Here is a 13,828-nt window from a genome sequence, read left to right on the forward strand (position 1 = left end):
TGCCGGCGTGGCGGTCATCGGACGACCGCCGCGTGTACCTCCCTGCATTCCGAAGGCGGGTACCCGTCGATCGTCCCCCCGCGGGCGGTCGCTGTCAACGGACATACGAAGAATGTTTCGTTAATAAAGCAACGGGTAATCCATGGCCCATGAGTGCGACGCCAACCCCCTTGGGAAACCCCGGACTTGCGGTGACATCCGGCACATTCGCGGTGCCCGGAGCGGACGCGGGGCGGAGGCCGCTCCGTACGATGGGTCCATGAGCGATTCCGCAGACGGACGTAGCGGCCGGTGGACCTTTCTGACCAGCCACGCGCGCGTGCTGCTGGAGATCGCCAAGGACCCCGAGGTGCGGCTGCGGGACGTGGCCGCCACCGCCCGGATCACCGAACGCGCCGCCCAGGGCATCGTCTCCGACCTGGAGGCGGCGGGTTATCTGACGCGTACCCGGGTGGGCCGTCGCAACCGGTACACGGTCAACACCGACAGCCGGTTCCGGCACCCCAACGAGGCCGATCGGCGCATCAGCGGACTGCTCGCCCTGTTCATCGACCGCTTCGACGGCGGCACGCGCCCGGCAGGCGCCCAGGGGGCCGCCCCGGACGGGCCCGCCGCCCCGTCCCCGGCGCCCCGCGACGGTTCCTGAGCCCGCCGTCCCGTCCGGCGTCCGCGCGTCATTCCTCGCCGTCGCCGAGGGGGTGGACCGCCCGGGTCAGGGCGCGCCGGGTCTCGCGGTAGGTGCGGGTGGCCACCGCGTGCCGGATCACCGGATGGCTGTTGACCGCGTGCGCCGCCCGCCGGTACGCCTCCCAGCGCTGCTCCCACTCGGCGCGCTGCCGCGCCGACCACTCCCGCGGCGGCCCCACGTCGGGCCCGCCGAGCGCCGCCAGCGCCTCGTGCCGTGCGCGCTCCAACGCGATCAGGTCGGCAGGGATCTCCACGGACTCGGACATGTGGTGATCGTATGCGGGTTTTGTGATGACCGTGTCACGGCATCCGGTCCGGTGCGGCGGGTGGCGCCGGACGGGGTAGCCATCGCCGGAACGCCCGGCCGGACCGGCGGCGGGGCCGCGGCGGAAGGGTGTCCCGGGCCGATGGGTGTACGTGTGGAACGGCGAGGTCCGGTCACCACGGTCGTGCTGGACCGGCCGGAACGCCGCAACGCCGTGGACGGGGCCACCGCGGCCCAACTCGCCGACGCCTTCCGCGCGTTCGACGCCGACGACGAGGCGAGGGCGGCCGTGCTGTGGGGCGCGGGCGGCACGTTCTGCTCCGGCGCCGACCTGACGGCGGTGGGCACCGCGCACGGCAACCGGGTCGCCCCGGACGGCGACGGGCCGATGGGCCCGACCCGGCTGCGGACGGCCAAGCCGGTGATCGCCGCCATCGCCGGGTACGCGGTGGCCGGCGGTCTGGAGCTGGCGCTCTGGTGTGATCTGCGGGTGGCCGAGGAGGACGCCGTCCTCGGGGTGTTCTGCCGCCGGTGGGGGGTGCCGCTGATCGACGGCGGTACGGTGCGGCTGCCCCGGCTGATCGGACTGGGCCGGGCGATGGACCTGGTGCTGACCGGACGCCCGGTGGACGCGGCCGAGGCGCTCTCCATCGGGCTGGTCAACCGCGTTGTGCCACCCGGGACTTCACGTGCCGCCGCGGAACAGCTCGCGGCCGGTCTGGCCCGCTTCCCCCAGGACTGCCTGCGCGCCGACCGCGATTCCCTCCTGGGCCAGCAGGGCCTGCCGGAGGAGGAGGCGATGGCGGCCGAACTGCGGGGCGGGCAGCGGGTGCTGGGGCAGGCGGTGGAAGGCGCCCGGCGGTTCGCCGAGGGCGCCGGACGACACGGTGACTTCGAGGCGATCTGACCACCCGGCTCCCTCGGAGCTGACGTTGTGTCAGTTGTGAGCGGAATCGCGTGGCGGGCGGTCGCCGGCCGCTGGCAGGCTCTGCCCCATGCAACCCACCTTCGTCTTCGTGCACGGCACCTTCAGCAACTCCTTCGCCTGGTCCCCGCTCCAGCGCGAACTGGCCCTGCGCGGACACCGCACCCTCGCCGTCGACCTGCCGGGGCACGGCTTCGATGCCGCCTTCTGGGCCGCCTACCAGGCACCGCAGGACCCGGCCGCGTTGGCCACCGCACCGGCCCGGGTGGCCGGCGTCACCGTCGCCGACAACGCCGCGCACGTCGTGGCGGCGGTGCGCCGGGTGGCCGAGCACGGCCCGGTGGTGCTCGTCGGCCACAGCGGCGGCGGGCTGACCATCGGCCAGGTGGCCGCCGCCGTGCCGGAGCTGGTCTCCCGGCTGGTCTACATCTCCGCCTGGTGCCCGGTGGCCGCCTCCGTGGCCGAATACCACAGCTCGTCCGAGTACGCGACGAGCAAGCTCAACGAGACGGCGGCGCTGCTGGCCGGCGACCCCGCCGCGCTCGGGGTCATCCGCCTCAACTGGCGTACCGCCGACCCGGTGTTGCTGGCCACCCTCAAGGAAGCGCTCTGCCCGGAGGCCACCGACGCGGAGTTCCTCGGCTACCTCAACACCCTGGAGCCCGACGAGTCGCTCGCCCTCAGCGCCGACACCTCCCGCGTCGACCCGGCCGTACTCGCCCGCCTGCCGCACAGCTACATCCGGCTGACCCGGGACCGGTCGATACCGCTCGTCCTCCAGGACCGGCTGATCGAGGAGGCCGACGCGCGCGTCCCGGAGAACCCGTTCGACGTCCACTCCCTGGACAGCGGCCACGCCGGATTCCTGATCCGGCCCGCCGAGGCCGCCGCGCTCCTGGACCGGCTGGCGCCGCGCGGCTGATCCCCTCCGCGCGGCGCCGGTGCGTACCGGTCGCGTTACTCCGTCGAGGTGACGGCGGAGCCTTCCAACTCCGGTCCGCCGACGGCGGAGGCGGACTCCCCGTCCGCCTCCGCCGTCGGCTCCGCCGTGTCGTCGTCCCTGGTGGGCGGTGCCAGCACCGCCTCCTCGAACCTGCCCAGCGCCAGCACCATGCCCAACAGGGCGGCAGGCAGCAGCAGGGGTATCAGCACAGTCAGCGCGGGCATGGCGCTGTCCCTTCGCCGAGGGGGCCGTTGACGGGCCCCGAGGAGTCCGGGAACGGACCGGCGGCCCCTTCGACGGGGCCTGCTGTTCGAGTGACCGGCCAACGTCACCGTAAACCCGGATGAATCACCCGGCTCGTCGAAGCGGCCCCGTCCCCGGTTCGGCCCAGCCGGCCGGGCGGAACCGCGCGGGAGGGGGTAAGCAGGGGAGAACGGGGCACTCCGCCTTGCGGTCGGCACCGGCCCCCGCACGTCCGCCCACGGCGTGCGGGGGCCGGTGCGACGGCGTCCACGACGGCTCACGGAGGACAGATGGCGTTGCGCGACCTCGTCCAGCGCTGGCCCGCCTACCGCCAACTCACCGGCGGTGACCGCCTGGGCAGGGGCAGCGCGGCCCGCTCGGCCACCACCGCACGGCTCACCGCGCGCACCGCCACCGTCGACCGGGTGGTCAAGTCCGTCTGCCCGTACTGCGCGGTGGGCTGCGGACAGAACGTGTACGTCAAGGACGAGCGGGTGGTGCAGATCGAGGGCGACCCCGACTCCCCGGTCAGCCGCGGCCGGCTGTGCCCCAAGGGCTCGGCCACCCTCCAGCTCACCACCGGCCCGGCCCGCGAACACCAGGTGCTGTACCGCCGCCCGTACGGCCGCGACTGGGAACCGCTCGACCTCGACACCGCCCTCGACATGGTCGCCGACCGCGTCCTCGCCACCCGGCGGGCCACCTGGCAGTGGGAACAGGACGGGATGCGGGTGGCCCGTACCCTCGGCATCGCCAGCCTGGGCGGCGCCACCTTGGACAACGAGGAGAACTACCTCATCAAGAAGTTGTTCACCGGCCTCGGCGTGGTCCAGGTGGAGAACCAGGCCCGGGTCTGCCACAGCTCCACGGTGGCCGGCCTCGGCACCAGCTTCGGCCGCGGCGGCGCCACCACCTTCATGCAGGACCTGCAGAACTCCGACTGCATCGTCATCCAGGGCTCCAACTACGCCGAGGCCCACCCGGTCGGCTTCCAGTGGGTGATGGAGGCCAAGGCCCGCGGCGCCACCGTCATCCACGTCGACCCGCGCTACACCCGCACCAGCGCCCTGGCCGACCTGCACGTCCCCATCCGGGCCGGCACCGACGTCGCCTTCCTCGGCGGGATCATCAACCACGTGCTCACCGAGGGCAAGGACTTCCGCAGTTACGTCCGCGCCTACACCAACGCCGCCACCATCGTCGCCGAGGACTTCCAGGACACCGAGGACCTCGACGGTGTCTTCTCCGGCCTCGACGCCGAGCACCGCCACTACGACGCCACCACCTGGCAGTACCAGGGCGCCGAGGTGCAGGCCGCCTCCGGCGAACGCGACCAGCTCTACGACGAGTTGGCCGAAGGCGAGCGGCTCAGCGGCATCAAGTCGGCCGGCGGCGCGGAAGCCCACGGCTCCGGCGGCGCCCGCGCCGACGCCCGTGCCCAACGCGACGAGACCCTGCGCCACCCGCGCTGCGTCTACCAGATCCTCAAACGCCACTACGCCCGCTACACCCCCGAGATGGTCCAGGACATCTGCGGAGTGCCGCCGGAGACGTTCCGCACGGTGTGCGACGCGCTCACCGCCAACTCCGGCCCCGACCGCACCAGCGCCTTCGTCTACGCGGTCGGCTGGACCCAGCACTCCACCGGCGCCCAGTACATCCGCGCGGCCGCCATCCTCCAACTGCTGCTCGGCAACATCGGCCGCCCCGGCGGCGGCATCCAGGCGCTGCGCGGCCATGCCAGCATCCAGGGCTCCAGCGACATCCCCACCCTGTTCAACCTGCTCCCCGGCTACCTGCCGATGCCGCACGCCCACGCCCACCAGGACCTCGACAGCTTCATCGCGGCCAGCCGCACCGAGAAGGGCTTCTGGGGCGAGATGCGGGCCTACTTCGTCAGCCTCCTCAAGGCGTACTTCGGCGACGCGGCCACCGCGGACAACGACTACTGCTTCGACCACCTGCCCCGGCTCACCGGCTCGCACAGCACCTACGACACCGTGATCGCCCAGCTCGAAGGGGTCTGCAAGGGATACTTCCTGATGGGCGAGAACCCCGCGGTGGGCTCGGCCAACACCCGGCTGCAACGCCTGGGGATGGCCAACCTCGACTGGCTGGTGGTCCGTGACTTCTCCCTGATCGAGTCGGCCACCTGGTGGAAGGACGGCCCGGAGATCGCCACCGGGGAACTGGCCACCGACGAGATCGCCACCGAGGTCTTCTTCTTCCCCGCCGCTTCCCACACCGAGAAGTCCGGATCGTTCACCAACACCAACCGCTGGGTGCAGTGGCACCACGCCGCTGTGGAACCGGACGGCGACGCCCGCAGCGACCTGTGGTTCGTGTACCACCTCGGCCGCCGGATCAAGGCGAGGCTGGCCGGCTCCACCGACCCCATGGACCGCCCGCTGCTCGACCTGACCTGGGACTACCCGGTCCACGGACCGCTGCGCGAACCCTCCGCCGAGGCCGTGCTCGCCGAGATCAACGGCACCGGACCCGACGGCGCCCCGCTGAGCGCCTACACCCAGCTCAAGGACGACGGCACCACCTCCTGCGGCTGCTGGATCTACTGCGGCGTGGGCGCCGACGGCGTCAACCAGGCAGCCCGCCGCAAACCCCACACCCAGCAGGACTGGGTGGCCGCCGAATGGGCCTGGGCCTGGCCCGCCAACCGCCGCATCCTGTACAACCGCGCCTCCGCCGCCCCCGACGGCACCCCCTGGAGCGAACGCAAGGCGTACGTGTGGTGGGACCCCGACGCCGGACGCTGGACCGGCCACGACATCCCCGACTTCATCCCCGACCGGCCGCCCGGCCACGTACCCGGCGAGGACGCCGAGGGGCCCGACGCGCTGCGCGGCGACGACCCGTTCATCATGCAGGCCGACGGCAAGGGGTGGCTGTACGCCCCGGCCGGGCTGGTCGACGGCCCGCTGCCCAGCCACTACGAGCCGCAGGACTCGCCGTTCGGCAACCCGCTCCACCCCGGGCAGCAGCGCTCCCCGGTCCGGCAGGTGTATCCGCGGCCCGGCAACGACTACCACCCCAGCGGAGCCGAACCCGGCGCCGAGGTCTACCCGTACGTGGTCACCACCCACCGGCTCACCGAGCACTTCACGGCCGGCGGGATGAGCCGCTGGTCGCCCTACCTGTCGGAACTCCAGCCGGAGTTCTTCTGCGAGGTCTCCCCGCAACTCGCCGCCGAACGCGGCCTGGAACACCACGGCTGGGCCACCGTCATCACCGCCCGCAACGCGATCGAGGCCCGGGTGATGGTCACCGAACGCATCAAACCGCTGACCGTGCAGGGCCGCACCGTCCACCAGATCGGACTGCCGTTCCACTGGGGACCCAACGGCTGCTCGCCCGGGGACGCCGCCAACGAACTCACCGCCATCGCCCTCGACCCCAACGCCCACATCCAGGAGGTCAAGGCGCTCTCCGCCGACATCCGGCCCGGCCGCCGCCCGCGCGGCGCCGCCCTGCCCCGGCTGGTCGCCGCATACCGCGCCCGGGCCGGCATCACCCCGCACACCGGAACGGAGGTCCGCCCATGACCGCCCCCGACCTGCGCGACCTGCTCGCCGGCCGGGAGGACGACCCGGCCGGCGACGCCGGATGGCACCAACACCCCGAACGCGTCGGCTTCTTCACCGACACCTCGGTGTGCATCGGCTGCAAGGCGTGCGAGGTGGCCTGCAAGGAGTGGAACGCCCTCCCCGAGGACGGCATGGCGCTCACCGGCATGAGCTACGACAACACCGGCGGCCTCGGCGCCTCCAGCTGGCGGCACGTCGCCTTCGTCGAACAGGGCGGCGGCGACGGCGACCTGCGCTGGCTGATGTCTTCGGACGTGTGCAAACACTGCACCCACGCGGCCTGCCTCGACGTCTGCCCCACCGGTTCCCTCTTCCGCACCGAGTACGGCACGGTGGTGGTGCAGGAGGACGTCTGCAACGGCTGCGGCTACTGCGTGCCCGCCTGCCCGTACGGCGTCATCGAGCAACGCCCCGACGACGGACGGGCGTTCAAGTGCACCATGTGCTACGACCGGCTCGGCGCCGGCCAGGAACCCGCCTGCGCCAAGGCGTGCCCCACCGACTCCATCCAGTTCGGCCCACTGGACGAACTGCGCGAACGGGCCGCGGAACGGGTCGCCCGGCTGCACGAGGCCGGGGTCACCGACGCCCGCCTGTACGGGGACGACCCCGGTGACGGCGTCGGCGGCGCCGGTGCCTTCTTCCTGCTGCTGGACGACCCCGAGGTCTACGGGCTGCCCCCCGACCCCCAGGTCACCACCGGCGACCTGCCGGCCATGTGGAAACACGCCGGCCTCGCCGCGCTCTGCCTGGCCGGCGGCTTCCTGCTGTCCTTCACCACCACCCGGAAGGCGACCCGATGAGCACCTCGGACGTGACCCGGCACGGGGTACGCGGTGAACACCCCGGCCGGCAGGCGGTACCGGCGGCCCTGCGCGGCGGCCGGCGCCGCCGCGGTGAACGCGGCATGGTCCCCGAGGCCGAGTTCACCTCCTACTACGGCAGGCCGGTGATCAAGGCGCCGTCCTGGGAGGCGCGGGACATCGCCGGCTACTTCTTCCTCGGCGGGCTGGCCGGCGCCGGATCGGTGCTCGCCGCCGGCGCCCGGCTGACCGGACGGCCGCGCACCGCCCGGCGGATGACGCTCTCCTCGCTCGCCGCGATCTCCCTGTCCACCGCGGCCCTCGTGCACGACCTCGGCCGCCCCGCCCGCTTCGCCAACATGCTGCGGGTGGTCAAACCGACCTCGCCGATGTCCATGGGCTCGTGGCTGCTGGCCGGGTACGGCCCGGCGACCGGCGCCGCCGCGTGGTGCGCGGTCACCGGACGGCTGCCCCGGGCCGGCGCCGCGGCCACCACGGTGACGGTGCTGCTGGGCCCCGCGGTCACCACCTACACCGCGGTGCTCGCCGCCGACACCGCGGTGCCGGCCTGGCACGGCGCCCACCGCGAACTGCCGTACCTGTTCGCCGCCTCGGCGACCGCCGCCGCGGCGGGCATGGCCCTGGTGCTCTCCCCGGCCCGGGAGAACGCCCCGGCCCGGCGCGCCGCCGTCCTCGGGGCGGCGGCCGAGACCGCCGCGACCAAGCTGATGGAACACCGGCTCGGCCCGGTCGCCGAGACCTGCCGCACCGGCACCGCCGGACGACTGCTGCGCGCCGCCGATGCGCTGACGGTCGCCGGGGGTGTCCTCACCGCGCTCGCCGGCCGCCACCGGGCCGCCGCCGTGATGGCCGGCGCCGCGCTGCTGGCCGGCTCCGCCTGCACCCGCTTCGGGGTCTTCCACGCCGGTCTCGGCTCCGCCGAGGACCCCCGGTACACCGTGGCACCACAGCGCGAACGCCTCGCTCAGCGCGCTGCGCCGTCGTCGTCCCCCTCCTCCTGACGCCGCCGGGCCCGCAGGCAGCGCACCATCTCCTCGGCGTACGGCAGCACCACGAAGAGCCCCACCGAGGCGCCGAACGCCGCCAGGTAACCGGCGGGCAGCGGACGGCGCCTGGGCAGCAGCCGCCAGTCGTCGCCCCGCCCCCGACCGCGCAGCGCCGCCCGCACCTTGTCCCAGTGGAGCGCGGCGGTGAACGCGGCGGCCGACAGCGGCAGCACCTCCAGGAAGCTGTGGATGTGCTGCTCCACCGGGCGCACCTCACGCTCCCCGGTCGCGATGGAGACGTCCCACACCGCCGTCGCGCCGTGCGCCAGCGCCGCCGCCCCCATCAACGACAGCACCAGCGGGTTGACCTCCGCCACCAGCGCCGCGGTCACCGGCACCCCGGCCTCCGCCATCATCAGCGCGTGCACCGCGGACTCGCGCACCCCCGAGGTCTCCTCGATGCGGGTGCGCCGGTGCATCACCCAGTCGGCCACCGCGGGGACGAACCACAGCGGCAGCACCACGTACATCAGCATCCGCCGGCTGGCGTTCTCCACGTCGTCCGCGTGGCGCGGCACCCGCAGCTCCACCCCGGAACGCCAGTGCCGCCAGCGCCGCGCGGTCACCCCACGGAACGTACGCACATCGTCCTCCCACGGATCGGTCGGGGATCCGGGCGGGTACCCGAGGACGCCTCCGGCAAGCACCCGCGCCGCCGACGTGGTCCTCTTGAGGGGTGGACGCCGCACACCACCGCAGGCCACGACCGGACGACCCGGTGCCGGACCGGGTCACCCCGATGCTCGCCGTGCTCTCCGACCGCCGCCACTTCGACGACACCTGGGTGCTGGAGCGCAAACTCGACGGCGTCCGGGCGATCGGCTTCCGGGACGGCGACACCGTACGCCTGGCCTCCCGCACCGGGCAGCGCCTGGAGAACACCTACCCGGAGATCGTGCGGGCGCTGGCCGACCAGCCGCAGCGGGCCTTCGTGGTGGACGGCGAGATCGTGGCGCTGGACGACGGACGCACCAGCTTCGAACGGCTCCAGCGCCGCATGCAGCTCACCCGCCCGTCCGCCGCGCTCGCCAGCGGGGTGGCCGTCACCTACTTCCTGTTCGACCTGCTGCACCTGGCCGGACACGACACCACCGGGCTGCCGCTGCGCTCCCGCAAGGAACTGCTGCGCGAGGCGGTCCGCTACACCGGCCCGCTGCGCTACACCGAACACCACACCGCCACCGGTGACGCCGGGCAGCTCCTGGACGCCGCCTGCGCCCAGGGGTGGGAGGGGCTGATCGCCAAACGCGCCGACGGCCGCTACCAGCAGCGCCGCTCCTCCGACTGGCTCAAGCTCAAATGCCTCACCGCCCAGGAGTTCGTCGTCGGCGGCTACACCGAGCCGGCCGGCAGCCGCGCCGGCTTCGGCGCCCTGCTGCTCGGCTATCACCAGGGCGGACGGCTGCGGTACGCGGGCAAGGTGGGCACCGGGTACGACACCGCGACGCTGCGGCGGCTGCGCGGGCTGCTGGACGAACGCGGGCTGACGGAGCCGCCGTTCGCCGAACCGGTCCGGGAACGCGGCGCGCACTGGGTCCGCCCCGACCTCGTGGTGCAGGTGGCGTTCACCGAGTGGACCCGGGACGGCAGACTGCGGGCCCCGCGCTACCTGGGGTTGCGGCAGGACAAGCGGCCGGAGCGGGTGGTGCGGGAGGGGTGAGCGGGTGTGGTCAGGAGGCGCGCTTGCGGCTCGCCGTCTTCTTCGCGGTCGTCTTCTTCGCCGTCGTCTTCCCGGCGGGCTCCTTCCTGGCCGTCCCGCCCGCCGACTTCGCCGCCTTCTCCGTCTTTTCCGTCTTCTTCGCCGCTGTCTTCTTCGCGGCTGCCTTCTTCGGCGCGCTCTTCGCGGTTGTCTTCTTCGCCGGTTTCGCCGTCGGGGCGGTCTCCTCGGTGGCGGCCCCCGCCTTGCGTCCGCCGCGTCCGGCGTCCGCCTCGCGGATGCTGGCCTGGAGCGCCGCCATCAGGTCGATGACGTTGTCCGGGGCGGCGGTGGTCTCCTCCACCACCGGGGCCGCCTTGCCCTCCAGCTTGGCCTCCACCAGCTCGTCGAGGGCCTCCTGGTACTCGTCGTGCAGCGCGGCCAGGTCGAAGTCCTCGGAGAGGGTGTCCATCAAGCTGGCGGCCATCTTCAGCTCCTGCGGGCGCACCGTGACCCGCTCCGGCGGCGCCAGCCCCTCGGCCGGACGCACCTCGTCCGGCCAGTACATGGTGTGCAGCACCAGCGTGTCGTCGTGCACCCGCAGCAGCGCCAGCGACTCTCGCTGCCGCAGCGCGATCTTGGTGACCGCCGCCTTGCCGCTCTCCACCAGCGCCTGCCGCAACAACACGTACGGCTTGGCCGCCGCCGCCTCCGACCCCACGTAGTAGGCGCGGGAGAGCGCGAGCGGATCGATCTCGTGGGCGTCGACGAAGGCGAGCACGTCGATCAGGCGCTTGCTGGGCAGCGGCAGCTCGGCCAGGTCGGAGTCGGAGAGCACGGCGGTGCGGCCCGCGTCGTCCTGGTACCCCTTGGCGATGTCGGAGTACGGCACCTCCTCGCCGCACACCTCGCACACCCGGCGCTGCCGTACCCGGCCGCCGTCCTTGACGTGCACCTGGTGGAGGGAGACGCCGTGCTCCTCGGTGGCCGCGTACAGCTTGACCGGGATCGACACCAGCCCGAAACCGATGGCGCCTTTCCAGATGGAACGCATACTCACCTCCCTCCTGGGGACTTTCCACACTATGCCTCCCATGCCCGACCGGCAGGCCGTGGAGGTGGACGGCCACCGCCTGGTCCTCGTCAACCTCGACCGGCTGCTCTTCCCGGTCTCGGGTCACACCAAGGCCCAGCTGCTGCACTACTACGCGCAGGTGGCCGAGGTGCTGCTGCCGCACGCCACCGGCCGTCCCGCCTCCTTCGTACGCGCTCCGGACGGCCCCGGCGGGCAGACCTGGTACGCCAAACGGCCCCCGCCGGGACTGCCCGACTGGGTGACGCTGGCCGAGGTGCCCGGCAGCGAGGGGCCCGCCCCGCACGTGGTGGTCGACTCCACCGCCGCGCTGATGGCGATGGCCAACCTCGCCGCGTTCGAGGTGCACGTACCGCAGTGGACCGCCCGGACCGGCCCGGACGGCCACGACCGGCTCGTCCTCGACCTCGACCCCGGCCCCGGCGCCGACCTGGTGCTTTGCTGCACCGTGGCGCAGCGGCTGCGGCAGATGCTCGCCGACGACGGGCTGACCGCCTATCCGGTCTCCTCCGGTTCCAAGGGCCTCCATCTGTACGCGCCGCTGGAGCCCGCCCCGGAACGCGCGGTCTCCGGCTACGCCCGGTCGCTGGCCCAGCGGATGCAGGCGGAGCACCCGGGGCTGGTGACCGCCTCCATGGACCGCTCGATCCGGCCCGGCAAGGTCTTCATCGACTGGTCGCAGAACGCCACCCACAAGACCACCGCCTGCCCCTACACCCTGCGCCTGCACGAACGCCCGAGGGTGGCCGCACCGGTCGGCTGGGACGAGATCGCCGGCTGCGCCGCCCCGGAACGGCTGGTGCTCTCCCCGGAGCAGGTGGTCGAACGGGTGGCCAGGCTCGGCGATCCGCTGGCGGAACTGGCCGCCCGCACCCACGCGGCGCCGTTGCCGCGGTGACCGCGCGGTGCCGCGTGGGTGGACGGCGCCGGGGCGTCAGCCGAGCATCGCCTCGACCAGATCGGCGGCGCGCGCGGTGCCGCCCTCGGCACGGCACCGGTCCCGCAACCGGGCGCAGCGCTCGGCGACTTGGGGATCGCAGGTCAGCTCCAGCAGTGCCTCGCGCAGCGCCCGCGCGGTGGCCTGCTCGGTGTCCAGGCGGCGGGCCACGCCCAGCTCCACCAGGCGGTCGGCGTTGCCGAACTGGTCGACCGCCTGCGGTACCGCGATCATCGGCACGCCGGTGTACAGCCCCTCGCTGCTGCCGCCCATCCCGGCGTGGGTGACGAAGGCGTCGGCCTGCTCCAGCACCGACAACTGCGGCACCCACGAGTGGACCTCGACGTTGCCGGGTATGGCGCCCAGCTCCGCGGGGTCGGTGCGGCGGCCGATCTGGAGGACGACGTGCCAGCCGGGCAGATCGCCGAAGGCCGCCAGGCAACGGCGGTAGAAGGCGGGCTGCCGGGTGAAGGCGGAACCCAGCGAGATCAGCAGCACGTGCTCCGCCGTGTCCGGCCGCTGCCAGACGCCCTGGCCGGACCGGTCGCCGAAGCAGGAGCCGGTGAAGGCCACCGTCGAGGTGTCGACCCGGTCGGCGTTGGGCTGCATGGCCTCGGGGATCAGCGCCAGGGTGTGTGCCGGGCGTGCGGTGAAGGCGTCCACGTCACGGGTGACGGCGCCGTTGCCGGACAGCCAGTCGGCGAACCTGGCGAGGTAGGCGTCGGCGCCGGGCAACTGCCGTACCCGCGCGGCGACTTCCTCCGCCCAGCCGCGCCAGGCCACGTAGGTCGGTGAGAGCTGCATCAGCGCACGCCCCTGCGCCTCGGCGAGCGCCCGGGCGGCGTAGGCGGCGATGTCGTACAGGTAGACATCGGCCGGGTCCTCGTCGTAGACGGCACGCAACCGGGGCAGCATGCGGACGTTCTCGTCGAGGAAGAGGGACATGGCGGCCACCGGGTCGGACGGCCAGCCGCCGTCGGCGACCGGCAACCGCGAGTCGACGGCCACGAGTTCGGCGCCGGTGGGGGTGACCAGGTCGGCCATCGAGGGCGCGTTGGCGTACGTCACCCGGTGACCGCGGGCCACCAGCTCCCGGACGACTTCGATGCCGGGCAGCACGTGGCTGACGACCGGGACGCCGATCATGGCGATGTGGGCACGGCGAGCGGGCATGGGTGCGCTTCCCCTTCAGAGCTGCGGTGATCAGGACATGGTGAAGTGGTGCGTGCCGGGTGGCGCACCGCGTCGTACGCGGTGGCACACCGGACGCGCACCGGGCGGCGCGGTGCGCCGCTCGCCGGTCAGCCGTAGATCTGAAGGAATGCCATGCCCGCACGCTAGCCCGTGGGCCGTGACCGGGCCAAACGGTTTTCCCGTGCCCCGGTCAGCCCAGTGCCGTCAGGCAGTCGACCGCCTCCTGCACCGTGGTGATCTCCCGCGCCCGCACCTCCGGTAACCGGATGCCGAACTCGTCCTCGATGGCGAGCACCAGCTCGACGACGCCGAGGGAGTCCGCCCCCAGGTCGCCGCTGAAGGACGCCTCGTTGGTCACCACCCCCGGATCGACGCCCAGCTGTTCCGCCACGGTCTTCCTCACCCGCTCCTCGATGGTCGACAAGCCGTTGCC

The 13,828-nt window shown here is 73.2% G+C and carries 14 protein-coding genes; 8 read left to right on the forward strand and 6 right to left on the reverse strand.

What is annotated here, in order from left to right:
• Positions 1-259: 259 nt before the first annotated feature.
• A complete protein-coding gene (locus SCATT_RS25810; RefSeq protein WP_014146150.1) occupies positions 260-646 on the forward strand; it encodes a helix-turn-helix transcriptional regulator in 387 nt (128 codons plus the stop codon).
• Positions 647-674: 28 nt separating this feature from the next.
• Here the strand turns inward: SCATT_RS25810 and SCATT_RS25815 are convergent, their stop codons facing one another.
• Positions 675-953 carry a hypothetical protein gene (locus tag SCATT_RS25815; RefSeq protein ID WP_014146151.1) on the reverse strand — a complete coding sequence of 93 codons (279 nt, stop codon included), beginning with the start codon at positions 951-953 and terminating at the stop codon, positions 675-677.
• A gap of 141 nt (positions 954-1,094) precedes the next feature.
• On the opposite strand from SCATT_RS25815, the gene SCATT_RS25820 reads away from it, so the two are divergent.
• Positions 1,095-1,859, forward strand: coding sequence for a crotonase/enoyl-CoA hydratase family protein (locus SCATT_RS25820; protein ID WP_014628692.1), 765 nt, complete (start codon positions 1,095-1,097; stop codon positions 1,857-1,859).
• 88 nt (positions 1,860-1,947) lie between these two features.
• Complete coding sequence (locus SCATT_RS25825) at positions 1,948-2,799, forward strand: alpha/beta hydrolase (RefSeq protein ID WP_014146153.1); 852 nt, start codon at positions 1,948-1,950, stop codon at positions 2,797-2,799.
• Between the two features lie 35 nt (positions 2,800-2,834).
• Here SCATT_RS25825 and SCATT_RS25830 read toward each other — a convergent pair whose 3' ends face one another.
• Positions 2,835-3,044 (reverse strand): hypothetical protein, encoded by a 210-nt coding sequence (locus SCATT_RS25830; protein WP_014146154.1) that lies wholly within the window; start codon positions 3,042-3,044, stop codon positions 2,835-2,837.
• Positions 3,045-3,353: 309 nt separating this feature from the next.
• On the opposite strand from SCATT_RS25830, the gene fdh reads away from it, so the two are divergent.
• Genes fdh through nrfD form a run of 3 tightly spaced genes read left to right on the forward strand, consistent with a single transcriptional unit; the run spans position 3,354 to position 8,490 of the window.
• Positions 3,354-6,623, forward strand: coding sequence for a formate dehydrogenase (fdh, locus tag SCATT_RS25835; RefSeq protein ID WP_014146155.1), 3,270 nt, complete (start codon positions 3,354-3,356; stop codon positions 6,621-6,623).
• Positions 6,620-7,468, forward strand: coding sequence for a 4Fe-4S dicluster domain-containing protein (locus SCATT_RS25840; RefSeq protein WP_014146156.1), 849 nt, complete (start codon positions 6,620-6,622; stop codon positions 7,466-7,468). The genes fdh and SCATT_RS25840 overlap by 4 nt, the downstream gene beginning before the upstream one ends.
• The gene (nrfD, locus tag SCATT_RS25845; protein WP_014628693.1) at positions 7,465-8,490 is read left to right on the forward strand and encodes an NrfD/PsrC family molybdoenzyme membrane anchor subunit; all 1,026 of its coding nucleotides are present in this window, start codon (positions 7,465-7,467) and stop codon (positions 8,488-8,490) included. Before SCATT_RS25840 ends, nrfD begins: the two co-directional genes overlap by 4 nt.
• Here the strand turns inward: nrfD and SCATT_RS25850 are convergent.
• The gene (locus SCATT_RS25850; RefSeq protein ID WP_014146158.1) at positions 8,454-9,119 is read right to left on the reverse strand and encodes a hypothetical protein; all 666 of its coding nucleotides are present in this window, start codon (positions 9,117-9,119) and stop codon (positions 8,454-8,456) included. The two genes, nrfD and SCATT_RS25850, sit on opposite strands and share 37 nt — an antisense overlap.
• A 92-nt stretch (positions 9,120-9,211) precedes the next feature.
• Here SCATT_RS25850 and ligD (SCATT_RS25855) point away from each other — a divergent pair, with 92 nt between their 5' ends.
• Positions 9,212-10,195 carry a non-homologous end-joining DNA ligase gene (gene ligD, locus SCATT_RS25855; RefSeq protein WP_014628695.1) on the forward strand — a complete coding sequence of 328 codons (984 nt, stop codon included), beginning with the start codon at positions 9,212-9,214 and terminating at the stop codon, positions 10,193-10,195.
• A 10-nt stretch (positions 10,196-10,205) separates the two neighbouring features.
• On the opposite strand, the gene ku is transcribed toward ligD (SCATT_RS25855), so the two are convergent.
• Positions 10,206-11,225 carry a non-homologous end joining protein Ku gene (gene ku, locus SCATT_RS25860; RefSeq protein ID WP_014146160.1) on the reverse strand — a complete coding sequence of 340 codons (1,020 nt, stop codon included), beginning with the start codon at positions 11,223-11,225 and terminating at the stop codon, positions 10,206-10,208.
• Between the two features lie 40 nt (positions 11,226-11,265).
• On the opposite strand from ku, the gene ligD (SCATT_RS25865) reads away from it, so the two are divergent.
• Positions 11,266-12,162, forward strand: a complete 897-nt coding sequence (gene ligD / locus SCATT_RS25865) for a non-homologous end-joining DNA ligase (RefSeq protein ID WP_014146161.1) — start codon at positions 11,266-11,268, stop codon at positions 12,160-12,162.
• A gap of 36 nt (positions 12,163-12,198) precedes the next feature.
• Here ligD (SCATT_RS25865) and SCATT_RS25870 read toward each other — a convergent pair whose 3' ends face one another.
• Both SCATT_RS25870 and acpP read right to left on the reverse strand, forming a co-directional pair.
• Positions 12,199-13,374: a macrolide family glycosyltransferase gene (locus SCATT_RS25870; RefSeq protein ID WP_014146162.1), complete on the reverse strand. Its 1,176-nt coding sequence runs from the start codon at positions 13,372-13,374 to the stop codon at positions 12,199-12,201.
• 211 nt (positions 13,375-13,585) lie between these two features.
• A complete protein-coding gene (acpP, locus tag SCATT_RS25875) occupies positions 13,586-13,819 on the reverse strand; it encodes an acyl carrier protein (RefSeq protein WP_014146163.1) in 234 nt (77 codons plus the stop codon).
• Between the last annotated feature and the right edge of the window lie 9 nt (positions 13,820-13,828).

Origin of the sequence: Streptantibioticus cattleyicolor NRRL 8057 = DSM 46488, assembly GCF_000240165.1 — a bacterium.
GTDB lineage: Bacteria > Actinomycetota > Actinomycetes > Streptomycetales > Streptomycetaceae > Streptantibioticus > Streptantibioticus cattleyicolor.

Coding starts and splice junctions, on each gene's coding strand:
- SCATT_RS25810 (WP_014146150.1), top strand. CDS start 260: ATGAGCGATTCCGCAGACGGACGTAGCGGCCGGTGGACCTTTCTGACC.
- SCATT_RS25815 (WP_014146151.1), bottom strand. CDS start 953: ATGTCCGAGTCCGTGGAGATCCCTGCCGACCTGATCGCGTTGGAGCGC.
- SCATT_RS25820 (WP_014628692.1), top strand. CDS start 1,095: ATGGGTGTACGTGTGGAACGGCGAGGTCCGGTCACCACGGTCGTGCTG.
- SCATT_RS25825 (WP_014146153.1), top strand. CDS start 1,948: ATGCAACCCACCTTCGTCTTCGTGCACGGCACCTTCAGCAACTCCTTC.
- SCATT_RS25830 (WP_014146154.1), bottom strand. CDS start 3,044: ATGCCCGCGCTGACTGTGCTGATACCCCTGCTGCTGCCTGCCGCCCTG.
- fdh (WP_014146155.1), top strand. CDS start 3,354: ATGGCGTTGCGCGACCTCGTCCAGCGCTGGCCCGCCTACCGCCAACTC.
- SCATT_RS25840 (WP_014146156.1), top strand. CDS start 6,620: ATGACCGCCCCCGACCTGCGCGACCTGCTCGCCGGCCGGGAGGACGAC.
- nrfD (WP_014628693.1), top strand. CDS start 7,465: ATGAGCACCTCGGACGTGACCCGGCACGGGGTACGCGGTGAACACCCC.
- ku (WP_014146160.1), bottom strand. CDS start 11,225: ATGCGTTCCATCTGGAAAGGCGCCATCGGTTTCGGGCTGGTGTCGATC.
- ligD (WP_014146161.1), top strand. CDS start 11,266: ATGCCCGACCGGCAGGCCGTGGAGGTGGACGGCCACCGCCTGGTCCTC.
- SCATT_RS25870 (WP_014146162.1), bottom strand. CDS start 13,374: ATGCCCGCTCGCCGTGCCCACATCGCCATGATCGGCGTCCCGGTCGTC.